Annotated in this window: 23 protein-coding genes; 5 read left to right on the top strand and 18 right to left on the bottom strand. The window is 71.0% G+C overall.

All coding sequences use genetic code 11. The features are described 5' to 3' along the window. The first annotated feature begins 1 nt into the window (after position 1). The gene (locus AC2EAQ_RS01610; protein ID WP_484639943.1) at positions 2-781 is read left to right on the top strand and encodes a M90 family metallopeptidase; all 780 of its coding nucleotides are present in this window, start codon (positions 2-4) and stop codon (positions 779-781) included. Here AC2EAQ_RS01610 and clpA read toward each other — a convergent pair. Further along, a complete protein-coding gene (gene clpA, locus AC2EAQ_RS01615) occupies positions 775-3,081 on the bottom strand; it encodes an ATP-dependent Clp protease ATP-binding subunit ClpA (RefSeq protein WP_484639944.1) in 2,307 nt (768 codons plus the stop codon). The genes AC2EAQ_RS01610 and clpA overlap by 7 nt on opposite strands. Continuing rightward, positions 3,078-3,434 carry an ATP-dependent Clp protease adapter ClpS gene (gene clpS, locus AC2EAQ_RS01620; RefSeq protein WP_484639945.1) on the bottom strand — a complete coding sequence of 119 codons (357 nt, stop codon included), beginning with the start codon at positions 3,432-3,434 and terminating at the stop codon, positions 3,078-3,080. The genes clpA and clpS overlap by 4 nt, the downstream gene beginning before the upstream one ends. Before the next feature lie 186 nt (positions 3,435-3,620). Between clpS and AC2EAQ_RS01625 the strand changes: the two genes are divergently transcribed. Then, positions 3,621-3,875: a cold-shock protein gene (locus AC2EAQ_RS01625; RefSeq protein WP_484639946.1), complete on the top strand. Its 255-nt coding sequence runs from the start codon at positions 3,621-3,623 to the stop codon at positions 3,873-3,875. A gap of 115 nt (positions 3,876-3,990) precedes the next feature. Here the strand turns inward: AC2EAQ_RS01625 and icd are convergent, their stop codons facing one another. After that, a complete protein-coding gene (gene icd, locus AC2EAQ_RS01630) occupies positions 3,991-5,244 on the bottom strand; it encodes an NADP-dependent isocitrate dehydrogenase (RefSeq protein ID WP_484639947.1) in 1,254 nt (417 codons plus the stop codon). A 155-nt stretch (positions 5,245-5,399) separates the two neighbouring features. Between icd and AC2EAQ_RS01635 the strand changes: the two genes are divergently transcribed. After that, complete coding sequence (locus AC2EAQ_RS01635) at positions 5,400-5,600, top strand: hypothetical protein (RefSeq protein ID WP_484639948.1); 201 nt, start codon at positions 5,400-5,402, stop codon at positions 5,598-5,600. Between the two features lie 22 nt (positions 5,601-5,622). On the opposite strand, the gene AC2EAQ_RS01640 is transcribed toward AC2EAQ_RS01635, so the two are convergent. Both AC2EAQ_RS01640 and AC2EAQ_RS01645 read right to left on the bottom strand, forming a co-directional pair. Further along, entirely contained in the window at positions 5,623-5,991 is a 369-nt protein-coding gene (locus AC2EAQ_RS01640; RefSeq protein WP_484639949.1) for an RnfH family protein, read from the bottom strand. Beyond that, the gene (locus tag AC2EAQ_RS01645; protein ID WP_484639950.1) at positions 5,978-6,442 is read right to left on the bottom strand and encodes a type II toxin-antitoxin system RatA family toxin; all 465 of its coding nucleotides are present in this window, start codon (positions 6,440-6,442) and stop codon (positions 5,978-5,980) included. The genes AC2EAQ_RS01640 and AC2EAQ_RS01645 overlap by 14 nt, the downstream gene beginning before the upstream one ends. Positions 6,443-6,467: 25 nt before the next feature. Here AC2EAQ_RS01645 and smpB point away from each other — a divergent pair, with 25 nt between their 5' ends. Then, positions 6,468-6,932 (top strand): SsrA-binding protein SmpB, encoded by a 465-nt coding sequence (gene smpB, locus AC2EAQ_RS01650; RefSeq protein ID WP_484639951.1) that lies wholly within the window; start codon positions 6,468-6,470, stop codon positions 6,930-6,932. On the opposite strand, the gene AC2EAQ_RS01655 is transcribed toward smpB, so the two are convergent. The 12 genes from AC2EAQ_RS01655 to AC2EAQ_RS01710 form a co-directional block, all read right to left on the bottom strand. Further along, the gene (locus AC2EAQ_RS01655; protein WP_484639952.1) at positions 6,912-8,099 is read right to left on the bottom strand and encodes a PLP-dependent transferase; all 1,188 of its coding nucleotides are present in this window, start codon (positions 8,097-8,099) and stop codon (positions 6,912-6,914) included. The two genes, smpB and AC2EAQ_RS01655, sit on opposite strands and share 21 nt — an antisense overlap. Further along, positions 8,096-9,475, bottom strand: coding sequence for a 30S ribosomal protein S12 methylthiotransferase RimO (rimO, locus tag AC2EAQ_RS01660; protein WP_484639953.1), 1,380 nt, complete (start codon positions 9,473-9,475; stop codon positions 8,096-8,098). The genes AC2EAQ_RS01655 and rimO overlap by 4 nt, the downstream gene beginning before the upstream one ends. Before the next feature lie 37 nt (positions 9,476-9,512). Further along, the gene (gene phaR / locus AC2EAQ_RS01665) at positions 9,513-10,019 is read right to left on the bottom strand and encodes a polyhydroxyalkanoate synthesis repressor PhaR (RefSeq protein ID WP_484639954.1); all 507 of its coding nucleotides are present in this window, start codon (positions 10,017-10,019) and stop codon (positions 9,513-9,515) included. Between the two features lie 39 nt (positions 10,020-10,058). After that, positions 10,059-11,417, bottom strand: coding sequence for a thymidine phosphorylase (deoA, locus tag AC2EAQ_RS01670; RefSeq protein ID WP_484639955.1), 1,359 nt, complete (start codon positions 11,415-11,417; stop codon positions 10,059-10,061). Positions 11,418-11,420: 3 nt separating this feature from the next. After that, positions 11,421-12,197: a deoxyribose-phosphate aldolase gene (gene deoC, locus AC2EAQ_RS01675; protein WP_484639956.1), complete on the bottom strand. Its 777-nt coding sequence runs from the start codon at positions 12,195-12,197 to the stop codon at positions 11,421-11,423. Between the two features lie 13 nt (positions 12,198-12,210). Beyond that, positions 12,211-13,821: a bifunctional UDP-sugar hydrolase/5'-nucleotidase UshA gene (gene ushA, locus AC2EAQ_RS01680; protein ID WP_484639958.1), complete on the bottom strand. Its 1,611-nt coding sequence runs from the start codon at positions 13,819-13,821 to the stop codon at positions 12,211-12,213. 25 nt (positions 13,822-13,846) lie between these two features. Further along, positions 13,847-14,665, bottom strand: coding sequence for a purine-nucleoside phosphorylase (locus AC2EAQ_RS01685; protein ID WP_484639959.1), 819 nt, complete (start codon positions 14,663-14,665; stop codon positions 13,847-13,849). A gap of 76 nt (positions 14,666-14,741) precedes the next feature. Continuing rightward, the gene (gene cdd, locus AC2EAQ_RS01690) at positions 14,742-15,152 is read right to left on the bottom strand and encodes a cytidine deaminase (RefSeq protein WP_484639960.1); all 411 of its coding nucleotides are present in this window, start codon (positions 15,150-15,152) and stop codon (positions 14,742-14,744) included. Beyond that, positions 15,152-16,132 carry an ABC transporter permease gene (locus AC2EAQ_RS01695; protein ID WP_484639962.1) on the bottom strand — a complete coding sequence of 327 codons (981 nt, stop codon included), beginning with the start codon at positions 16,130-16,132 and terminating at the stop codon, positions 15,152-15,154. The genes cdd and AC2EAQ_RS01695 overlap by 1 nt, the downstream gene beginning before the upstream one ends. Then, positions 16,125-17,273, bottom strand: a complete 1,149-nt coding sequence (locus AC2EAQ_RS01700) for an ABC transporter permease (RefSeq protein WP_484639963.1) — start codon at positions 17,271-17,273, stop codon at positions 16,125-16,127. Before AC2EAQ_RS01700 ends, AC2EAQ_RS01695 begins: the two co-directional genes overlap by 8 nt. A gap of 13 nt (positions 17,274-17,286) precedes the next feature. Continuing rightward, the gene (locus tag AC2EAQ_RS01705) at positions 17,287-18,807 is read right to left on the bottom strand and encodes an ABC transporter ATP-binding protein (RefSeq protein WP_484639964.1); all 1,521 of its coding nucleotides are present in this window, start codon (positions 18,805-18,807) and stop codon (positions 17,287-17,289) included. A 37-nt stretch (positions 18,808-18,844) separates the two neighbouring features. After that, a complete protein-coding gene (locus AC2EAQ_RS01710) occupies positions 18,845-19,837 on the bottom strand; it encodes a BMP family lipoprotein (RefSeq protein ID WP_484639965.1) in 993 nt (330 codons plus the stop codon). Positions 19,838-19,906: 69 nt separating this feature from the next. On the opposite strand from AC2EAQ_RS01710, the gene add reads away from it, so the two are divergent. Then, a complete protein-coding gene (gene add, locus AC2EAQ_RS01715) occupies positions 19,907-20,971 on the top strand; it encodes an adenosine deaminase (protein WP_484639966.1) in 1,065 nt (354 codons plus the stop codon). Here the strand turns inward: add and nadC are convergent. Next, positions 20,947-21,810 carry a carboxylating nicotinate-nucleotide diphosphorylase gene (nadC, locus tag AC2EAQ_RS01720; RefSeq protein WP_484639967.1) on the bottom strand — a complete coding sequence of 288 codons (864 nt, stop codon included), beginning with the start codon at positions 21,808-21,810 and terminating at the stop codon, positions 20,947-20,949. The two genes, add and nadC, sit on opposite strands and share 25 nt — an antisense overlap. Positions 21,811-21,842 lie beyond the last annotated feature (32 nt).

Genomic DNA, 21,842 nt, shown 5'->3' on the forward strand with positions numbered 1-21,842 from the left:
CATGGGCCTGTGGTCGGCCTGGCGCCGGCAGCGCGAAGCCCGCGCGCTGCGCCGGCGCGCCATCCCCGACGCGCTGTGGCAGGCGGCGCTGCGGGAGCTGCCTTTCGTGGCTTGCCGGCCGCACGACCAGCTCGAGCGCCTGCGGCGCCTGGCCAGCCTGTTCCTGGACCGCAAGGAATTCAGCGGCGCCGGCGGCCTGGAGGTCACCGACGCCATGGCCCTGAGCGTGGCGCTGCAGGCCTGCCTGCCGGTGCTCGAACTCGGCGTGGACCTTTACGACGACCTCGTGGGCATCGTGCTGCACCCGGACGCCGTGGTGGCACCGCGCGAGGTGGCCGACGAGCACGGCATCGTGCACCAGTACGACGAGGAACTGGCGGGCGAGGCCATGGCCGGCGGCCCCCTGATGCTGTCCTGGGCCGACGTGCTGCCGCAGCAGGGCGAGGCGCCGGCGCCGTCGGCCTACAACGTGGTGATCCACGAGTTCGCGCATGTGCTGGACCTGCGCGACGGCCTGCCTGATGGCGTGCCCGTGCTGGGCAGCAGCGTCGAGCGCAAGGCCTGGGTCGACGTGCTGATGCCCGAGTACGACCACTTCTGCGAGCGCGTGGTCTGCGGCCACGACACCGTGCTGGACCCCTACGCCGCCGAGGCGCCGGACGAGTTCTTCGCCGTGGCGTCGGAGGCGTTCTTCGTCACCCCCGCCGAGTTGGCGGACGAACACTCGGCGCTGTACCGCCTGCTGTCGGGCTACTACCGGCAGGACCCCGCCCGCTACTGAGGCGAGGTGGCCGGCTCGGTCTTGGGCTTGTCCTTCTTCGGCGGCTGGATGTCGAGCACGGCGTTGCCGTCGTCGTCGATGTCCACCGTCAGCCTGCCACCGTCGACCAGGCGACCGAACAGCAGCTCGTCGGCCAGCGCCCGCCGGATCGTGTCCTGGATCAGGCGCTGCATCGGGCGAGCGCCCATCAGCGGGTCGAAGCCCTTCTTGGCCAGGTAGGCTCGAAGCTTGTCGGTGAAGGTGACTTCCACCTTCTTCTCGGCCAGTTGCGTCTCCAGCTCGAGCAGGAACTTGTCCACCACGCGCAGGATGATCTCCTCGTCCAGCGAGCGGAAGTTGATGATCGCGTCGAGCCGGTTGCGGAACTCGGGCGTGAACAGGCGCTTGATGTCGGCCATCTCGTCGCCCTGCTCGCGGCGCGTGGTGAAGCCGATCGTGGCCTTGTTGATCGTCTCGGCCCCGGCATTGGTGGTCATGATGATCACCACGTTTCGGAAGTCGGCCTTGCGCCCGTTGTTGTCGGTCAGCGTGCCGTGATCCATCACCTGTAGCAGCACGTTGAACACGTCCGGATGCGCCTTCTCGATCTCGTCGAGCAGCAGCACCGCATGCGGCTTCTTGCTGATGGCCTCGGTGAGCAGGCCGCCCTGGTCGAAGCCCACGTACCCCGGCGGCGCGCCGATCAGCCGGCTGACCGCATGGCGCTCCATGTATTCGCTCATGTCGAAGCGGATCAGCTCGATGCCCATGATGAAGGCGAGCTGCTTGGCCACCTCGGTCTTGCCCACGCCGGTGGGACCGGAGAACAGGAACGAGCCGATCGGCTTCTCGGGCTTGCCCAGGCCGGACCGCGCCATCTTGATCGCCGCGGCCAGCGCGTCGATGGCGGCGTCCTGGCCGAACACCACGCTCTTCAGGTCGCGGTCCAGGGTCTTGAGCTTGCCGCGGTCGTCGGACGAGACGGACGCCGGCGGGATGCGTGCGATCTTGGAGACGATGTCCTCGACCTCGGCACGCGTGATGGTCTTCTTCTGCTTGGCCTTGGGCAGGATGCGCTGCGCCGCGCCGGCCTCGTCGATCACGTCGATGGCCTTGTCCGGCAGGTGGCGGTCGTTGATGTACTTGGCCGACAGCTCGGCCGCCGCCTGAAGCGCCGTCAGCGCGTACTTGACCTGGTGGTGCTCTTCGAAGCGCGACTTCAGGCCCTTTAGGATTTCCACCGTCTGCTCGATCGTGGGCTCCACCACGTCCACCTTCTGGAACCGGCGCGACAGGGCCGCGTCCTTCTCGAAGATGCCGCGGTACTCGGTGAACGTGGTCGCGCCGATGCACTTGATCTGGCCCGACGACAGCGCCGGCTTGAGCAGGTTGCTGGCGTCCAGCGTGCCGCCCGAGGCCGCGCCGGCACCGATCAGCGTGTGGATCTCGTCGATGAACAGGATCGAGCCCGGCTGGTCCTTCAGCGCCTTGAGCACGCCCTTCAGGCGCTGCTCGAAATCGCCTCGGTACTTGGTGCCGGCCAGCAGCGCGCCCATGTCCAGCGCGTAGACCGTGGCGTCGGCCAGCACCTCGGGCACGTCGGCCTGCGTGATGCGCCAGGCCAGACCCTCGGCGATGGCGGTCTTGCCCACGCCGGCCTCGCCGACCAGCAGCGGGTTGTTCTTGCGCCGGCGGCACAGCACCTGGATCACGCGCTCGACCTCGTGCTCGCGGCCGATCAACGGGTCGATCTTGCCGTCGCGGGCGAGCTGGTTCAGGTTCTGCGTGAACTGGTCCAGCGGCGAGCCCTTGGCGTCGCCCTGCTCTTCCTTCTCGCCTTCCGAGCCGGTGGACTCGTTGCTCTTGGCTGGCTCGGGCGGGTCGCTCTTCTTGATGCCGTGGGCGATGAAGTTCACCACGTCCAGGCGCGTCACGCCCTGCTGGTGCAGGTAGTACACGGCATGCGAATCCTTCTCGCCGAAGATCGCCACCAGCACGTTGGCCCCGGTGACCTCCTTCTTGCCGCTGCCCGTGGACTGCACGTGCATGATCGCGCGCTGGATCACGCGCTGGAAGCCCAGCGTGGGCTGCGTGTCCACCTCCTCGTCGCCACCGACGGTGGGGGTGTTCTCCTTGATGAAGCCCACGAGGCTCTTGCGCAGGTCCTCGATGTTGGCGGCGCAGGCGCGCAGCACCTCGGCCGCGGACGGGTTGTCCAGCAGCGCGAGCAGCAGGTGCTCGACGGTGATGAACTCGTGGCGCTGCTGGCGCGCCTCGACGAACGCCATGTGCAGGCTGACTTCAAGCTCTTGCGCGATCATGCGGCCTCCAGGGTGCATTGCAGCGGGTGACCCGCCCGCTTGGCCGCAGCCTGCACCAGTTCGACTTTCGTAGTGGCGATATCCTTGCTGTAGACCCCGCAGACAGCACGTCCTTCGTGGTGGATCTTCAGCATGATCTGCGTGGCGGTCTCGAAGTCATGCAGGAAGTGTTCCTGCAGCACGAGCACCACGAATTCCATCGGCGTGTAGTCGTCGTTGAGCATCACCACCTGGTACAGGCGGGGCGGCTCGACGCGCTGTTCCTTCTTCTCCGCCACGACCGAGGCATCGCCGTCGGTGCGCCCGGGCTGGCCGGGGTCGACGGGAGGTTTCGGAGGCTGGGACGTCGCCATGCAAATCATTCTATGTCGCAGCGCCGCAGCAGCGCTGTGCAGGGATGTGCAAGCCTGCCGCCGGCGTGGTCCGGGGCGCGCAGCCGGGCGTGCGCCGCCTTGACAACCCAGGCTGTCGCTCCCGAGAATCGTCAATGGCCCTCGCCTTGACGGCGGGACCCCAGCCGCAGCAGCAGGAGACACGACATGGCTTTCGGACGCGTCAAGTGGTTCAACGACGCCAAGGGCTTCGGCTTCATCGAGCCCGAAGCGGGAGGCGGTGACGTGTTTGCGCATTTTTCCGCGATCCAGATGGAAGGGTTTCGCACCCTGAAGCAAGGGGCCCGGGTGTCCTATGAACTGGTCCAGGGCCCGAAGGGTGCCCAGGCGCAGGGCATCCAGAACGCACCCGAGACCGACGCCGCCGTGGCCGGCGCCGGTGCGTCGACCACCAGCGCCTGACGGCCTGCGCACGGCGCTGGCCGCCGGTCCGCCCCGCATCCGGCACCGCCGAAAAACGAAAAAGCCCGCCTTTCGGCGGGCTTCGTGCTTCCAGAGCCCCCCTGGGGGCCCGGCCTCACATGTGGTCGATCATCACCTGGCCGAAGCCCGAGCAGGACACCTGGGTCGCGCCTTCCATCAGGCGGGCGAAGTCGTAGGTGACCTTCTTGCTGGCGATGGACTTCTCCATCGACGAGATGATCCGGTCGGCGGCCTCGGTCCAGCCCATGTGGCGCAGCATCATCTCGGCGGACAGGATCTCGGAACCGGGGTTCACGTAGTCCTTGCCGGCGTACTTGGGCGCGGTGCCGTGCGTGGCCTCGAACATGGCCACCGAATCCGACAGGTTGGCGCCCGGGGCGATGCCAATGCCGCCCACCTGGGCCGCCAGCGCGTCCGAGACGTAGTCGCCGTTGAGGTTGAGCGTGGCGATCACCGAGTACTCGGCCGGGCGCAGCAGGATCTGCTGCAGGAACGCGTCGGCGATCGAGTCCTTGACGACGATGTCCTTACCCGTCTTCGGGTTCTTGAACTTGCACCACGGGCCGCCGTCGATCAGCTGGGCGCCAAACTCCTTCTGCGCCAGGGCGTAGGCCCAGTCGCGGAAGCCGCCTTCCGTGAACTTCATGATGTTGCCCTTGTGGACGATTGTCACGCTGGGCTTGTCGTTGTCGATCGCGTACTGGATCGCCTTGCGCACGAGGCGCTCGGTACCTTCGCGGCTGACCGGCTTGATGCCGATGCCGGAGGTGTTCGGGAAGCGGATCTTCTTGACGCCCATCTCGTTGACGAGGAAGTCGATCAGCTTCTTGGCCTTGTCGGTCTCGGCCTGGTACTCGATGCCGGCGTAGATGTCCTCGGAGTTCTCGCGGAAGATGACCATGTTGGTCTTCTCCGGCTCCTTCAGCGGGCTGGGCACGCCCTTGAAATACTGGATCGGCCGCAGGCAGACGTACAGGTCGAGTTCCTGGCGCAGCGCCACGTTCAGCGAGCGGATGCCGCCGCCCACCGGGGTGGTCAGCGGGCCCTTGATCGAGACCACGTAGTCACGGACCACGGCCAGCGTCTCCTCGGGCAGCCAGACGTCCGGGCCGTAGATCTTGGTCGACTTCTCGCCGGCGTAGACCTCCATCCAGTGGATCTTGCGCTTGCCGCCATAGGCCTTGGCCACGGCCGCGTCCACCACCTTGATCATCACCGGCGTGATGTCCAGCCCCGTGCCGTCGCCTTCGATGAAGGGGATGATGGGATTGTCGGGCACGTTGAGCGAGTAGTCCTTGTTGACGGTGATCTTCTGGCCGCCTTGGGGGACCTTGATGTGCTGATACATGGTGGGCTGGCGCTCCGGGGGTTGGGCAACGGGTCTGAAGCCCGAAATTCTAGTTGACGAACCTGTCAACCAAGCTGACAAGCGCCGCGTTGCCGTCTCGCCCACCGGCCCGACAAGCGGCTGGGGGTTCATTCAATCTTTCGAAAGGTACTGACATGAACAAGCTCCTGGCCGCCCTGATCGCCGCCGCTTTCGCCACCACCGGCTTCGCTGCCGACGCCAAGAAGGACGAGAAGAAGGCCGAAGCCAAGCCGGCCGCTGCCGCCGCCTCGGCCGCGAAGAAGGAAGAGGCCAAGCCGGCCGCCAAGAAGGAAGAAGCCAAGCCCGCCGCCAAGAAGGAAGAAGCGAAGAAGTAATTCGCTTCCCCGACTTCGGACCTCAGGAGCGCCCGCGACCCGGGCGCTCTTGTTTTTTGGGCAGTCCGTCAGCCCCGCGCAAGGTTCGCGCCGCGGGCTGGCCCTTGTAGCGTTGCCGCCGTGCCTCCTTGGGGTCGACCGTCAGCGCGCGCCAGACTTCCACGCGGTCGCCGTCGCGTAACGCCGTGTCCAACGGCTGGCGCCGGCCCCAGACACCCACCGACAGGCCCGGGGGCAGCGGCGCGCCCGCACCGAACAGTCGGCTCGCCGACAGCGCATCGGCCACCGTGGCGCCGGGCGGCAGCCGCAGCGGCACCACGTCCACCTGGCGCGGCGCCGGGCTGTAGGCCACCTCCACCGTCAGGCGGGCGGGGGCGCTATCGGGGCCCATGCACCTGCTCCGCGCGCTGCACGAACGAGTCCACCAGCGAGTCGGCCACCCGGTCGAACACCGGGCTGACGATGGCCTCCAGCGCGGCATTGGCGAAGGCGTAGCGCAGGTCGAGCGCGACACGGCAGGCCCGCGCATCGGCGTCCAGCACCTGCCCGGCGCGGCCGACCGGGGCGAACAGCCAGGTGCCTTCCAGCAGCGAGAAAGGCCCGTCCACCAGCTGCACCTGCACCTCCTCGCCGGGCCGGTGGCGATTGCGGGTGGTGAACGCATGGCGCACCCCGCCCTTGGCCAGCGTCAGGCGCGCGGTCATGCCGTCGGCGCCCTCCTCCAGCACGTCGGCGCGCTCGCACCAGGGCAGGAAGCTCGGATAGTCGCGCACTGCCGTCACCAGCTCGTACATCTCCCGTGGCGAGTACCAGATCAGGACGGAGCGCTTGACGTGCTTCATAGAATGCCCAAATTGTAGGAACCCCATGTCGATCGCCGAAAACCGCCGCGCCCGTCACGAATACCACATCGAGGAGACCTTCGAGGCGGGCATGGTGCTGTCGGGCTGGGAGATCAAGGCCATCCGCGCTGGCCAGGTCCAGCTGACCGACGGCTACGTGGTCATCCGCGACGGCGAGCTGTACCTGATCGGCTGCCGCATCAACGCCCTGCGCTCGGCGTCCACCCACGTGCTGCCCGAGCCCGACCGCACCAAGAAGCTCCTGATGCACAAGGAGGAGATCCGGCGCCTGATCGGCAAGGTGGAGCAGCGCGGCTTCACGCTGGTGCCGCTGGACCTGCACTTCAAGGGCGGCCGGGTCAAGGCCACCATCGCGCTGGCCAAGGGCAAGGCGCAGCACGACAAGCGCGACACCGAGAAGGCGCGCGACTGGGAGCGCGAGAAGGGCCGCCTGATGCGGCACAAGGTGTCAGGCGGCAAGAGCGCCTAGGGCCTGCGCCACGTCGGCGGTCAGGTCGTCGACGTCCTCCAGCCCGATCGAGAAGCGCACCACCGTGCCCTGGCTGCCGGGCGTGCCATGCCGCAGCGTGCCCAGGTCGTAGGGCATCGCCAGGCTCACCGGCCCCCCCCAGCTCCAGCCGATGCGAAACAGCTTCAGCGAGTCGACGAAGGCGTCCACCCGCGCGGCGGCGACGTCGGGCCCGAAGACCACGCTGGCCAGACCGGCCGCGGCCCGGCAATGCGACTTCCAGTGCTCGTGGCCGGGCGACCCCGGCAGGGCCGGATGCAGCACCCGGGCGAACTCGGGGCGCGTGGTGCACCAGGCCGCGAACGCCCGGGCCGCCACGTCGTGCGCCGCATAGCGCAGCGGCAGGCTGGGCAGCGAGCGCAGCACGGCCGCCACGTCGTCCGCGCCCACGCCATGCCCGATGCGGCTGCGCGTCAGCGCCAGACGCCGGTACAGCGCGTCGTCGCGGCAGATCACCGACCCCATCAGCACGTCGCCGCCGCCGGACGGGTACTTGGTCAGGGCGTGGGCCGTTACGTCCGCGCCCAGGTCGAAAGCGTCGAAGGCCAGGCCGGCGCCCCAGGTGTTGTCCAGCGCGATCACGGCCTGCGGCGCACGCTCGCGCACCAGGGCGATCAGCGTGCGCAGATCCGGAAACTCCAGCGTCACCGAGCCCGGCGGTTCGAGCCAGACCAGCCGGGTGGCGGGCCTGAGGGCCGCGGCCAGCGACGCCGGGTCCATGGCGTCGTAGAACGAGTGCGCGATGCCCCAGGCCTGCAGTTCGTGGCGGACGAACACCTTCCCCGGCCCGTAGGCATTGACCGGCAGAAGCAGATGGTCGCCCTGGGTCAGCAGTGCCATGTCCACCAGGGTCAGCGCGGCCAGCCCGGACGACACCAGCATCGCGTGGCGGCCGCCTTCCAGCGTGGCCAGGCGCTCTTCCAGCGTGAAGGTGGTCGGCGTGCCGTGCAGGCCGTAGGTGTAGGCGCTGCGGTCGATCCACTGGCTCGAGCGCACTGCCGCCACGTTGCGGAAGTAGACGGTCGAGCCCTTGGCCACCGGTACCGCCGGCGACTCGAAGGTGTCCGGCGCCCGGTACGGATGGTGGATCAGGCCGGTCGAGCGGCCCCGGCCGTGTCCGTCGCTCACAGCGGCATGCCGACCAGGTCGTGGCCGTCCGCCGCGACGATGCGCGCGCGGGTGAACTCGCCCACCTTCAGCACCTTGCTCGCCTTGTCCGGCGGCAGCAGCCGCACGGTGCCGTCGATTTCCGGTGCGTCGGCGTAGCTGCGGCCAACGCCGCCCTTGCGGCCCAGCGCCGGGGCGCTGTCCACCAGCACCTGCATGGTCGCCCCGACGCGGCGCTGCAGGCGGGCCGACGACGCCGCTTCGGCCGCGGCCATGAAGCGCGCGCGCCGCTCCTCGCGCACGGCTTCGGGCAACTGGCCCGGCAGCTCGTTGGCGGCCGCCCCGTTCACCGGCGAGTAGGCGAAGCAGCCCGCGCGGTCGATGCCGGCCTCGGCTACGAACTGCAGCAGGTGCTCGAACTCGGCCTCGGTCTCGCCGGGGAAGCCGGCGATGAAGGTGCTGCGCACCACCAGCTCGGGGCAGGCCTCGCGCCAGCGCAGCAGCCGCTCCAGGTTCTTCTCGCCGCTGGCGGGCCGCTTCATCCGGCGCAGCACGTCCGGATGCGAGTGCTGGAAAGGCACGTCCAGGTACGGCAGCACCCGACCGGAGGCCATCAGCGGCAACACGTCGTCGACGTGCGGATAGGGGTACACGTAGTGCAGGCGCACCCACGCGCCATGCTCTGCGGCCAGTTCGCCGAGCTTGTCGCACAGGTCGAACAGGCGCGTCTTCACCGGCTGGCCATCCCAGAAGCCGGTGCGGTACTTCAGGTCCACGCCGTAGGCGCTGGTGTCCTGGCTGACCACCAGCAGTTCCTTCACGCCGGCCTCGAACAGGCGCCGTGCCTCGCCCAGCACGTCGCCCACGGGGCGCGACACGAGGTCGCCTCGCATCGACGGGATGATGCAGAACGTGCAACGGTGGTTGCAGCCTTCGCTGATCTTCAGGTAGGCGTAGTGGCGCGGCGTCAGCTTGATGCCCTGCGCGGGCACCAGGTCGACGAAGGGGTCGTGCGGCTTGGGCAGGTGCGCATGCACCGCGTCCATCACTTCGTTGGTGGCATGCGGCCCCGTCACCGCCAGCACCTTCGGGTGCACCTGCCGCACGAGGTTGGCGCCGTCGTCGCCGGTGCGGGCGCCCAGGCAGCCGGTGACGATCACCTTGCCGTTCTCGGCCAGGGCTTCGCCGATGGTGTCCAGGCTCTCGCGGACGGCGTCGTCGATGAAGCCGCAGGTGTTGACGATCACCAGGTCGGCGCCGGCGAAGCTCTTGCTCGTGGCATAGCCTTCGGCCGACAGCTGGGTCAGGATCAGCTCGGAGTCGGTCAGCGCCTTGGGGCAGCCGAGCGAGACGAAGCCCACCTTCGGCGGCGGGGCGGCATCGGGGGCGGAACTCATGGGGCGGGATTGTCCCGCATGGCAGCGCGCGCGGCGCTCAGGGCTTCTTGCCCGGCACGAAGCCGGGGAACAGGCTGCCGGCCTGGTCCTGCATCTGCTTGAACAGCTTCTGCTGCTGCTCGAGGTAGCTGCCCATCACGCCCGGCATCGCGGTGTTGCCGCCGAGCATGCGCCCCTGCATGTCGGCGAAGGCCTTCATGTTCTGCTCGAAGAAGGCGCCCATCGCGCCCTGCATCGTGTGGCCGTAGAAGCGGATGATCTGCGACAGCGTCTCGGTGGAGAACATCGGCACGCCGCCGCTTTCCTCCTCGAGGATGATCTGCAGCAGGATGCTGCGCGTGATGTCGGTGCCGTCCTTGGCCTCGCGCACCTCGAAGCCCTGGCCCTCGAGCACCATCTGCTTCACGTCGGCCAGCGTGATGTAGCTGCTGGTCTGGGTGTCGTACAGGCGCCGGTTCGGGTACTTCTTCAGCACGCGCACGCCGGGGCGGGCGTCGGCCGGCTCGGAATCGGCAGCGGCACGGGCGCGACGGGCGGTAGGCATGGCTGGGGCGGTCGGGGGTCGACAGAAGTTCGGGTCATTCTAGGAGCGGGCCCGCGCCGGCCCGGTCCGGGTTTGTCCTCCGGACAGCCGTTCGACCAGCGGGCCTGCCGGCGCGCCGGGCCGCGACGCCACGGCGATGGCCGCCGCCAGTTGCGCGCAGGCCCGGCGGGCCGACTCGCGGTCGGCCGCATGCACCACGAGCAGCGGGTCGCCCGCCGCGACGCGCGTGCCCAGGGGCAGCACCCCGGACAGTCCGACCGCCGGGTTCACGGCATCGCTGGCCACGCGCCGGCCGCCCCCCAGGTCGACCACCACGAGGCCGATGGCGCGCGTGTCCATCGCGGCCACCACCCCGTCGCGCGGCGCCGCGAGCGCCAGCGTGGCCGGAGCCCGCGCCAGCGGCGCCCCGCGGCGGCCGCACACGTCGGGCGGCCCGCCCAGGGCAGCGACCATGCGGCCGAAATGCTCGGCCGCCGCACCGCTGTCCAGCGCACGCCGCGCCATCGCCTCGCCTGCGGCCGCGTCGGGCGCCAGCTTCACCAGCGCCAGCATCTCCGCGGCCAGGGCCAGCGTCACCGCCTCCAGCCGCGCCTCGCGCGGCGCGCGCCCGGTGAGAAAGGCCACCGCCTCGGCCATCTCGAGCGCATTGCCCACGTTGCGGCCGAGCACCGAGTTCATGTCGGTGAGCAGGGCCCGGGTGGGCAGCCCGGCGCTGCGCGCCACGGCCACCAGGCTGCGCGCCAGCGTGCGCGCGGCGACGGGCGTGGTGCAGAACGCGCCGTTGCCCACCTTCACGTCCATCACCAGGCCCTGCAGGCCGGCCGCCAGCTTCTTCGACAGGATGCTGGCGGTGATCAGCGGCACCGACTCCACGGTGGCGGTGACGTCGCGTACCGCGTAGAGCCGCCGGTCAGCCGGCGCCAGCTGGCCGGTGGCTCCGACGATGGCGCAGCCGGCCTCGCGCAGGGCGCGCAGCAGCCGCTGCGGCGACGGGGCGATGTCGTAGCCGGGCAGGCTCTGCATCTTGTCCAGGGTGCCGCCGGTGTGGCCCAGTCCGCGGCCGCTGATCATCGGCACCACGGCGCCGCAGGCGGCCACGATCGGCGCCAGCATCAGGCTGACCTTGTCGCCCACGCCGCCGGTGGAGTGCTTGTCGACGATGGGGCCGGCCAGCCCGGCGCGCGACCAATCGAGCACGCGGCCGGACAGGGTCATCGCGCGGGTCAGGGCCACGCATTCGTCGCGCCGCATGCCGCGCAGCAGGATCGCCATCGCCAGCGCGCCGACCTGCCCTTCGCTCCAGCTGCCGTCCACCAGGCCGCGCACGAAGGCGTCGATCTGCGCGGCGTCCAGCGCGCGGCCGTCGCGCTTGTTGCGGATCACCTCCGCCGGGGTCATCGCTCAGTAGCCCTGGGCCGCAGCGGTGGGCGCTGCGCCCTGCCCCGACAGCACGCGCTCGATGTCGCCCAGCAGCCCGCTGGCGCCGAAGCGCAACCGCCGCGGGCTCAAGGCGCCGGCGCCGAGCCGCCGCCGCACCAGGGCCGCATACGTGGCGGCATCGGCCACCGTGCGGATGCCGCCCGACGCCTTGAAGCCCACGACCGCCGCACGCGGGTGCGCCGCGATGGCGTCGAGCATCAGGGCCGCCGCCTCGGGCGTGGCGCCGTGCGCCGTCTTGCCGGTGCTGGTCTTGAGGAAGTCGGCGCCCTGGTCGAGCCCGATGCGCGCGGCCTGGCGCACGGTGCCCGGCAGCGGCAGCTCGCCCGACTCGATGATCAGCTTGAGCGTGGCGCGCGGGCAGGCCCGCCGCACGTCGGCCACCAGCGCGGCGGCCTGCGCGGCTTGGCCGCCCAGCATGGCGCGCCATGGCAGCACGAGGTCCACCTCGTCGCCGCCGGCCTGGACGATGGCCTGCGCGTCGACGACGGCCTGTGCGGCGTCGAGCGCGCCCTGCGGGAAGTTGGCCACCGCGGCCACCTTCACCGACGCCGGCAGCGCGCGCCGCGCCCGCGCCACGAAGCGCGGCCAGACGCACACCGCCGCCACCGCGCCCCAGGGCGTGACCGCGCGGCGGCACAGCGCGTCGATCGCCGCGTCGTCGTCGGCGTCGTTCAGGCTGGTCAGGTCCAGGCAGGCCAGCGCGAGGCGGGCGTCCGCGGCGGTGGCCGACGCATCCATCGCGCCGTGCCCGTCAGCGCCGCACCACGTCGGGCGGCGGCGCGAAGTCGGCCGCCTTGAGCGGGCTGCGCGCGGCGATGAAGGCGCGCACCACGTCGGCGTCGACGAAGCCGGTGTCGACATAGCCCGGGTGCGTGTTCAGCCTGGGATAGCCGTCGCCGCCGCCCGCGGTGAAGTTCGGCAGCGCGAGCCGGTAGTCGCGGCGCGGGTCGATCGGCTGGCCGCCGACGCGCGCTTCCTTCAGCACGCCGCCCTCGATGACCATCTGCACGCCGGAGGTCTGCGGGAACGCGCCCGAGCCCGGCGTCATCTTCGCCACCGCTTCCAGGTACTTCAGCAGGTCGGCCCCGGACAGGCGCACCAGCGACACCTGGTTGGCGAAGGGCATCACCTTGAGCACGTCGCGGTAGGTGATGCGGCCCTCGGGCAGCGAGTCGCGCACGCCGCCGGCGTTCATCAGCGCCAGGTCGGCGCCGGTGCGCTCCTGCATGGCGCGGGCGATCATCACCCCCAGGTTGGTCGGCTGCGCACGCACGCGCGAGCGGTCGCCGTCGAACACGCCAACGGTCTCGCCCACCGGCACCAGCAGGCGCGCCTGGCCGGCGTCCTGGAACGGCTTGAGGAAGTCGCGCACCGCTGCGTCGTCGGGGATGCGTTCGCCAATCACCGTGCGCTTGCCATCGGCCGCACGCTGCGTCAGGTTCACCGGCAGCAGCTGGTACTTGACCAGCTCGACCTTGCCGCCGTCGATGACGAAGTCGGCCCGGCCGACGTACTTGCCCCACTCGTGGGCCTGCACGATCCAGGCGCCGTTCTGGCGGTCCGGCGCGCAGGGCTGGCCGGGACGGTAGGCGTCGTCGCGCTGGTTCTCGGCCTTCATGCACACCGGGTTCTGGCTGTGCCCGCCGACGATCAGGTCGATGCCCCTGACCGCGCGCGCCAGCTCCACGTCGCCCGGCGCGTTGACGCCGCTGCGGCCGTCCGGGTAGTGGCCCATGTGCGTGGCGGCGATCACCATGTCGGCCTTGCCGCGCAGTTCGGGCACCAGCTTCGCCGCTTCCTCGGCGGGCTTGCGGAACTCCACGTTGACGATGTTGGACTGCATCACCATCTTGCTGGTGTCGTCCGTGGTGAGGCCCATCACCGCGATGCGGTAGCCGCCGCGCTCGAACACGCGGTAGGGCTCGAACATGCGCTGGCCGCTGGTGCGGTTGTAGATGTTGGCCGACAGCAGCGGGAACTTCGACCACTGGCGCTGCTTGTCGAGCACGATCAGCGGCTTGTCGAACTCGTGGTTGCCGATCGCCGCCGCGTCGTAGCCGAGCAGGTTCATGCCCTTGAAGTCGGGCTCGGCGTCCTGCAGGTCGCTCTCGGGCACGCCGGTGTTGATGTCGCCGCCGTCGAGCAGCAGCACCTGGCCGCCGGCGGCGGCCACCTCGGCGCGCACCCGGTCGATCAGCGTCTTGCGCGCCGCCATGCCGTACTCGCCGTCGCTGTTGGGCCAGAAGCGGCCGTGGTGGTCGTTGGTGTGCAGCACGGTCAGCTTGAGCGGCGCCCGCGGCGTGGTGGCGCAGCCGGCCAGCAGCGCGGCGGCCGCGGCCACGATGAGCAGTCTCGGGTTCATGGGGCTTTCCTCCTTGAAGGGACCATCATGCCAAGGCCGGCACCACGGCGGCCAGCACGCGGGTCGCGCGATGGCCTGCGGTTTGCGCCGCCGCAAGGGTCTGGGCATGGCTGAGCGGCTCGGCATCGAGCCCGGCCGCCAGGTTGGTGATCATCGACAGCGCCAGCACGCGCAGGCCCGCATGGCGCGCCAGGATCGTCTCCGGCACCGTGCTCATGCCCACCGCGTCGGCGCCGAGCACCTGCAGCATGCGGATCTCCGCGGGCGTCTCGAACTGCGGCCCGAGCATCCACGCGTACACGCCCTCGTGCAGCGTCTCGCCCAGGCCGGCCGCGGCCGCCTGCGCCGCGCGCCGCAGCGCCGGGTCGTAGGCGTCGCGCAGGTCGACGAACCGGGCCGAACCGGGCTCGCCGTGCAGCGGCGTGCGCTGCACCATGTTCAGGTGGTCGGACAACAGCATCAGCGAACCGGTGCCCATGGCCGGGCGCAGGCTGCCGGCGGCATTGGTCAGCACCAGCGCCGACGTGCCGAGCGCGGCCAGCGTGCGGATGGCCACCTTCATCGCGTCGGGCCGGCCGCCCTCGTAGGTGTGCTGGCGCCCGGCCAGTACCGCCACCGGCACGCCGCCGAGCCGGCCCAGGCGCAGGCGGCCGGCATGGCCGGCCACGCCCACCTCCGGGAATCCCGGCAGGTCGGCATACGGCAGATCCACCGGGTCGGCCACGCTGTCCAGCACGCCACCCCAGCCCGAACCGAGGATCACCGCGACGCGCGGCACGAAGCCCGGCGCTCGCTGCTGGATGTGCGCCCCGGCCGCCGCCACCTGGGCGTCGACGGCGCTCATGGGTGCACCCTCGCGCTTCGCGCGGTCCCGTCACGCGGGGCAAAGTGTCCCCTTCGGAGCGGCCGGGCCAGGGCGCTCATGCCAGATGCTCCGGCCCGAAGCTCGCGGGCAGCAGTTCGCCGAGCGTAAAGCGCTGCCGCACGCCCTGGGGACCGGCAATGATCACCGGCGTGTCGGCCGAACCGAACTCGCGCAGCCGCTGGCGGCAGCCGCCGCAGGGCGTGACCGGCTCTTGCGCGTCGGCCAGCACCAGCACCGCGCGCAGGCGCCGACCGCCGCCCAGCACCATCTGGCCGATGGCCGACGCCTCGGCGCACTGCCCTTGCGGATACGCCGCGTTCTCGACGTTGCAGCCGGCATGGATGCGGCCTTCGTCGTCGAGCAGCGCGGCGCCGACCGCGAAGCCGGAATACGGCGCGTAGGCCCGCGCTCTTGCGGCCTGCGCGGCGGCGATCAGTTCGTCCAGGCGGTCGTCCGGCGGGGCCATCAGCGTTCCTTCAGGTAGGGCGTGCCCAGGGCCTTGGGCGCGTAGGCGCGCCCGATGAACCCGGCCAGCAGCACCACGGTGAGCACATAGGGCAAGGCCTGCATCGCCTGCACCGGCACCATGCCACCCCCCAGCCAGGCCGGCATGGCCGCGCCCTGCAGGCGGATGCTCATCGCGTCGAGGAAGCCGAACAGCAGGCAGGCGGCCAGCGCCCCGAGCGGATGCCACTTGCCGAAGATCATCGCGGCCAGGGCCATGTAGCCGCGACCGGCGGTCATGTTGGGGATGAACTGCGGGTTCAGTGCCAGCACGAGGTAGCAGCCGGCCAGCGCGGCCAGCAGGCCGTTGCCGGCCAGCGCCAGGTAGCGCAGGCCGCGCACCGACACGCCGGCCGCGTCGACCATGGCCGGGTTCTCGCCGGTGGCGCGCAGGCGCAGGCCAAGCCGCGAGCGGTAAAGCAGCCACCACACGCCGACCACGAGCGCCAGCGCGAGGTACACCAGGGCGGTATGGCCCGTCAGCCCGGCCAGCACCGGCCCCACCAGCGGCACCTGGGACAAGGCCGCGCCCAGGCCGGTGAACCACGGGTCCAGGCGCACGGCGTCCGGAATCGGCGGTGTCTGCCCGCCCTGCCTGAACCACGCGATGCCCAGCACCACGGTCAGGCCGGCCGCCGTCATCGTGATCGCCATGCCCATCACGACCTGGTCGCCGCGGTGGCTGACGCAGGCAAAGCCGTGCAGCATCGACAGCGCCAGGCCCAGCAGCAGCGCCGCACCCACCGCCAGCACCAGCGAGCCGGTGGTCGCCGCCACCGCCGCGGCGCAGAACGCGGTGGCAAGCATCTTGCCTTCGAGGCCGAGGTCGATCACGCCGGACCTCTCGGACAGCGTGCCCGCCAGCGCGCACAGGATCAGCGGCGTGGCCACGCGCAGCGTGGACGCGAGCACCGTGCCGAGCGTCAGCGCGAGGTCATCCATGCGCGGCCACCTCCGCACCGTCGGCCCCGGGACGACCGCGCCCGCGCAGGGCCCACCAGCCGCGGGCCAGCCAGGGCGCCGCCACCTGCGCCATCGCGCCGGCGAACAGCACGATCAGGCCCTGCAGCGTGAAGACCATGTCGCGCGAGAAGCCCTGGATCTCGAAGGCGAGTTCCGCCCCGCCCTGGTACAGCGCGCCGAACAGCAGCGCGGCCAGCGCGATGCCCACCGGATGGTTGCGGCCGATCAGCGCCACCGCGATGCCGGTGAAGCCCGCACCGGCCACGAACTCGGCGATCAGGCGGTTGTGCACGCCGGCGATCTCGTTGATGCCCACCAGCGCGGCCAGCGCGCCCGAGATGGCCATGGCCACCACGGTCTGCACCCTGGGCCGGATGCCGGCGTAGCGCGCCGCGTCCGGCGAATGGCCCACCGTGCGCAGCGCATAGCCGGGTTCGGACCGCCACAGCAGCAGCCACGTGCCGACCAGCGCCGCCAGCGCCAGCAGCACGCTGGCATTGAGCGGCGTGTGCGGCCACGTGATGCCCAGCGCGGCCAGCAGCGTGTGCATGCCCGGCAGCTGGGCCGCGGGGCCGAAGGCACGCGTCTCCGGCGACATGTTCCCCGGCTCCTTGAGCACGTTGACCAGCAGGTAGATCAGCAGCGCCGACGCGATGAAATTGAACATGATCGTCGTGATGACGATGTGGCTGCCACGCCAGGCCTGCAGCGCACCGGGCACCGCGGCCCAGGCCACGCCGAAGGCCATCGCCGCCAGCACCATCGCCGGCAGCAGCACGGCCGCCGGCCAGTGCGCGCCGAAGGCCAGGCCCACCAGCGCGGCGCCCAGCCCGCCCATCATGGCCTGCCCCTCGCCGCCGATGTTGAACAGCCCCGCGTGGTAGGCCACGGCCACCGACAGCCCGGTGAAGACGAAGGTGGTGGCGTAGTAAAGCGTGTAGCTGATGCCGCCCGGGCTGCCGAAGGCGCCCTTGACCAGCAGGGCCAGCACCTGCGCCGGGCTCTGGCCGATGGCCAGCAGCACCCCGGCCGACACGGCGAAGGCCAGGCCGAGGTTGAACAGCGGCAGCAGGACCAGGTCGATCCAGCGCGGAATCTCCACCGGGTGCGCGCTGCTCACCGTCGGGCCCCCGTCACGCCGCCAAGGGCGCGGACTGCGCCTCGCCGCCCATCAGCCGGCCCAGCGCCGCCTCGGTGCATTGCTCGATCGGCAGCTCGCCCACGATGCGGCCGGCGTTCATCACCAGCACGCGGTCGGCCAGGGCCAGGATCTCGTCCAGTTCGGACGACACCAGCAGCACCGTGCTGCCCGCGTCGCGCATGGCACGCAGCCGGCCGTGGATGAACTCGATCGCGCCGATGTCCACGCCGCGCGTGGGCTGGCCCACCAGCAGGATGCGCGGGCCAGGCGCCGCCTCGCGCGCCAGCACGAGCTTCTGCTGGTTGCCGCCGGAGAACTTCGACGAGCGCAGCTCGCGGTTGCGCGGGCGCACGTCGAAGTCGTCCATCATGCGGTCGCAGTCGCCGCGCATCGACGTCGGCTGCAGCCACCCGGCCCGGCTGTAGCGCGACTGCCGCTGGTAGCCGAGCACGGCGGACTCCCAGGCCAGGAACGGCAGCACCAGGCCGCGCTTGTGACGGTCCTCGGGCACATGGGCGATGCCGAGCGTGCGCGCGACGTCCGGCGCGATCCAGTGGCGGGGCTCGAAATGCTGCGACCCCACCGTCAGCGTGCCCTGCTGCGGCGCCAGCAGCCCGGCCAGGGCGTCCAGGAGTTCGCTCTGGCCGTTGCCCGACACGCCCGCGATGCCGACGATCTCGCCGGCGCGCAGCGACAGCGACACCCGGTCCAGGCGCGGCACGCCGAGCGCGTCGCGCCAGCCCAGACCCTCGGCGCGCAGCAGTTCGGCCCCGGGGGCGGCCTTCTCGCCCGCGACGCGGCCCAGGTGCACGTGGCGGCCGACCATCGCCTGTGCCAGCGCGTCGACCGAGGTGTCGGCGATCGGCGTGTCCAGCACCACGGCGCCGCCGCGCATCACGGTCACCGCGTCGCACAGCGCCATGATCTCCTTGAGCTTGTGCGTGATCAGCAGGATCGTCGTGCCGCGCTCGCGCAGCGTGCGCAGCGTGACGAACAGCTGCTCGGTCTCGTGCGGCGTGAGCACCGCCGTGGGTTCGTCCAGGATCAGGATGCGCGCCCCACGGTACAGCGCCTTGAGGATCTCCAGCCGCTGGCGCTCGCCCACCGGCAGGTCCTCGACGCGCGCGTCGAGGTCGACCACCAGGCCGGTGTCGCGCATCAGCGCGTAGAGCCGCTCGCGCACCTTGCGGCGCGCCACGGACAGGCGCCACGCCGGCTCGGCACCGAGCATGACGTTGTCCAGTGCGCTGAGCGTGTCCACCAGCATGAAGTGCTGGTGCACCATGCCGATGCCCAGCGCGATCGCGTCATGCGAACTGGCGATGCGCGCCGGCCGGCCGTCGATCTCGATCGTGCCTGCATCGGCCTGGTAGAAGCCGTACAGGATCGACATCAGCGTGCTCTTGCCGGCACCGTTCTCGCCCACGATGCCGTGCACCGTGCCGGCGGGCACCGTCAGGTCCACCGCGCGGTTGGCCTGCACCGCGCCGAAGCGCTTGTCGATCGATCGCATGGCCACCGCGACGGGCGGCCGCGGCGGCGTCATCGGCTCACGAGCACTTGTTCGCGGCCATGTAGTCGACGACCTTGATCTTGCCGCTGACGATGTCGGCCTTGGCGGCGTCCACCTTGGCCTTCATGTCGGCGCTGACGAGCTTGGCGTTGTGCTGGTCGAGCGCGTAGTCGACGCCGCCTTCCTTCAGGCCGAGCGAGGTGACGCCCGGCTTGTGCTGCTTGAAGCTGTTGTACACCGCCACGTCCACGCGCTTGACCATCGACGTGAGCATGGTGCCCGGGTGCAGGTGGTTCTGGTTGCTGTCCACGCCGATGGCCAGCTTGCCCGCGTCCTTGGCGGCCTGGTAGACGCCGATGCCGGTGCCGCCGGCCGCGGCGAAGACCACGTCCACCCCCTTGGCGAACTGCGCCTTGGCCAGCTCGCCGCCGCGCGCCGGGTCGTTCCAGGCCGTGGGCGTGGTGCCGGTCATGTTGGCCTGCACCTCGACCTTCGGGTTGGCGTACCTGGCACCCTGCTCGTAGCCGCACTGGAACTTGCGGATCAGCGGCACGTCCATGCCACCGACGAAGCCGACCTTGCCGGTCTTGCTGGCCAGCGCGGCCATCATGCCGACGAGGAAACTGCCCTCGTGCTCGCGGAACACCACCGATTCCACGTTGGGCAGGCCGACCACGAAGTCGATGATGGCGAAGTTGAGCTTGGGGAACTCCTTGGCCACCTTCTCCAGGGCCGAACCCTGCGAGAAGCCCACGCCGATGATCGGGCTGGCGTTGCGCTCGGCCATGCGGCGCATCGCCTGTTCGCGCTGCGTGGCGTTGGAGATCTCGAATTCCAGGTAGGCCTTGCCGGTTTCCTTCTTCCACTTCTCGGCGCCGTTGTAGGCCGCCTCGTTGAAGGACTTGTCGAACTTGCCGCCCATGTCGAAGATGACCGCGGGCTGGGACTGGGCCGCCGCCACACCGGCGAACGACGCCACGAGGGCCGCTGCGGCGATCCGGGTCTGGAGGGTCCTGGCGAAGAGAGTCATGGTCGGTGGTCCTTCCTGCGTCGATGAAGTGCCGTGCAGGATAGCAAGCCGCGCGCCAGGATCCACCCGGTGACTGCACTAGGATCGGTGCCGATGGCGCCCGACCTGAACACGCTGCCCAAGGTGCTGCTGCACGAGCACCTGGACGGTGGCCTGCGCGAGCAGACCCTGCTGGACCTGCTGGCGCAGCGCGGCCTGCCGTCCCCGGCACCGGACGCCGCCGCCCTGTCGCGCTGGTTCGACGCCCGGGTGGACGCCGGCAGCCTGGTGGAGTACCTGCGCGGCTTCGACCTCACCGTGGCGGCCATGGCCTCGGAAGCCGGGCTGGAGCGCGTGGCCTACGAGGCTGCCGAGGACGCCCGGCTCGACGGCTGCGTGCTCGCCGAGTTCCGCATCGCGCCGCTGCTGTTCGAGCCCTTCGGCTTGTCGGGCGACGCCACGGTGGCGGCCCTGCTGGCCGGCCTGCGCCGCAGCACTCTGCCCTGCGGCCTGATCGTCTGTGCGATGCGCCACCTGCCGCCGCACGAGACGCTGCGTGCCGCCCGTCTGGCGCTGGCCTGGCGCGACCGCGGCGTGGTGGGCTTCGACCTCGCCGGCGCCGAGTTCGGGCATCCGGCGACGGACCATGCCGACGCCCTGGCCCGGGTGCGCGAGGAGGGCCTGCCGCTGACACTGCATGCCGGAGAGGCCGACGCTGCACCGCGCGTGCTGGAGGCGGCCCGCCTGGGGGCCGTGCGCATCGGCCACGGCGTGCGGCTGGCCGACGCGCTGGGCGACCCGGCGCAGCGGCCGCTGGTGGACGAGGCGCTGCAGCGCGGCATCCACCTGGAGTTGTGCCCCTCGAGCAACGTGCACACCGGCGCGGCGGCGTCCGTCGCCTCGCACCCGATCGCGGCCCTGTGGCAGGCCGGCCTGAGCGTGGGCGTCAACACGGACAACCGGCTGATGTCGCGCACGACCCTGTCGCGAGAGGTCGCGCTGCTGCGCCAGCACACCGCGCTGACGGCCGACGACCTTGCCCGCATGCAGCTCGAGGCGGCGCGGCACTCGTTCCTGCCGGCGTCCGAGCGCGAGCGCGCCGTCGCCGCCGTGCAGGCCTGGCGCGACGCTCAGCCGAGCACGCGCATCGAGTAGTCCACCGCCCGCACGTCCTTCGTCAGCTTGCCGACGGAGATGCGGTCCACGCCGGTGGCGGCGAAGGTGCGGATCGATTCCAGGTCGACGCCGCCCGAGATCTCGAGCAGGGCCCGGCCGGCGTTCAGGGCCACGGCCTCGCGCATGTCCTGCAGCGAGAAATCGTCGATCAGCACGTTGACGGCGCCGGCATCGAGCGCCTGGCGCAGCTCGTCGAGGTTCTCCACCTCGATCTGCACGCCCACGCCGGCGTCGAGGGCGCGCGCGGCGGCCAGCGCCTGCGCGATCCCGCCGGCCGCGGCAATGTGGTTCTCCTTGATCAGGATGCCGTCCCACAGCGCCATGCGCTGGTTGTGCCCGCCACCCGTGCGCACGGCGTACTTCTGTGCCTGGCGCAGGCCCGGCATCGTCTTGCGCGTGTCGAGCACCGCGCAGCCGCGCGGGTTGGGCGACACGCCGGCGATCGCGTCGACGTAGCGGCGGGTGACGCCGGCCACGCCGGAGAGCATCTGCAGGAAGTTGAGCGCCGGCCGCTCCGCGCTCAGCAACGCGCGTGCGTCGGACTCGATGGTGCACACCACGGTGCCCGCCGGCACGGCCTGGCCCTCGGACACCGGCCAGTCGACCGTCGCCGCCGGGTCGAGCGCCAGGACGCAGGCGTCGAACCACGGCCGGCCGCAGACCACGGCCGCCTCCTTGGCCACCACGTGGGCCCGCACCCGGCGGCCGGCCGGCACGAGCTGGGCGGTCCAGTCGCAGCGGCCGATGTCTTCCATGAGCGCGTCGCGCACATTGCGCTGCAGGGCCTGCTCCAGGGTCTCGTCGTGATCGAACTGCATGAGGGCCGCTCCCCAAAGACAAAGGCACCTGG

Source organism: Aquabacterium sp. T101 (assembly GCF_057219775.1).

Coding starts and splice junctions, on each gene's coding strand:
- AC2EAQ_RS01610 (WP_484639943.1), top strand. CDS start 2: ATGGGCCTGTGGTCGGCCTGGCGCCGGCAGCGCGAAGCCCGCGCGCTG.
- clpA (WP_484639944.1), bottom strand. CDS start 3,081: ATGATCGCGCAAGAGCTTGAAGTCAGCCTGCACATGGCGTTCGTCGAG.
- clpS (WP_484639945.1), bottom strand. CDS start 3,434: ATGGCGACGTCCCAGCCTCCGAAACCTCCCGTCGACCCCGGCCAGCCC.
- AC2EAQ_RS01625 (WP_484639946.1), top strand. CDS start 3,621: ATGGCTTTCGGACGCGTCAAGTGGTTCAACGACGCCAAGGGCTTCGGC.
- icd (WP_484639947.1), bottom strand. CDS start 5,244: ATGTATCAGCACATCAAGGTCCCCCAAGGCGGCCAGAAGATCACCGTC.
- AC2EAQ_RS01635 (WP_484639948.1), top strand. CDS start 5,400: ATGAACAAGCTCCTGGCCGCCCTGATCGCCGCCGCTTTCGCCACCACC.
- AC2EAQ_RS01640 (WP_484639949.1), bottom strand. CDS start 5,991: ATGGGCCCCGATAGCGCCCCCGCCCGCCTGACGGTGGAGGTGGCCTAC.
- AC2EAQ_RS01645 (WP_484639950.1), bottom strand. CDS start 6,442: ATGAAGCACGTCAAGCGCTCCGTCCTGATCTGGTACTCGCCACGGGAG.
- smpB (WP_484639951.1), top strand. CDS start 6,468: ATGTCGATCGCCGAAAACCGCCGCGCCCGTCACGAATACCACATCGAG.
- rimO (WP_484639953.1), bottom strand. CDS start 9,475: ATGAGTTCCGCCCCCGATGCCGCCCCGCCGCCGAAGGTGGGCTTCGTC.
- phaR (WP_484639954.1), bottom strand. CDS start 10,019: ATGCCTACCGCCCGTCGCGCCCGTGCCGCTGCCGATTCCGAGCCGGCC.
- deoA (WP_484639955.1), bottom strand. CDS start 11,417: ATGACCCCGGCGGAGGTGATCCGCAACAAGCGCGACGGCCGCGCGCTG.
- deoC (WP_484639956.1), bottom strand. CDS start 12,197: ATGGATGCGTCGGCCACCGCCGCGGACGCCCGCCTCGCGCTGGCCTGC.
- ushA (WP_484639958.1), bottom strand. CDS start 13,821: ATGAACCCGAGACTGCTCATCGTGGCCGCGGCCGCCGCGCTGCTGGCC.
- AC2EAQ_RS01685 (WP_484639959.1), bottom strand. CDS start 14,665: ATGAGCGCCGTCGACGCCCAGGTGGCGGCGGCCGGGGCGCACATCCAG.
- cdd (WP_484639960.1), bottom strand. CDS start 15,152: ATGGCCCCGCCGGACGACCGCCTGGACGAACTGATCGCCGCCGCGCAG.
- AC2EAQ_RS01695 (WP_484639962.1), bottom strand. CDS start 16,132: ATGGATGACCTCGCGCTGACGCTCGGCACGGTGCTCGCGTCCACGCTG.
- AC2EAQ_RS01705 (WP_484639964.1), bottom strand. CDS start 18,807: ATGCGATCGATCGACAAGCGCTTCGGCGCGGTGCAGGCCAACCGCGCG.
- AC2EAQ_RS01710 (WP_484639965.1), bottom strand. CDS start 19,837: ATGACTCTCTTCGCCAGGACCCTCCAGACCCGGATCGCCGCAGCGGCC.
- nadC (WP_484639967.1), bottom strand. CDS start 21,810: ATGCAGTTCGATCACGACGAGACCCTGGAGCAGGCCCTGCAGCGCAAT.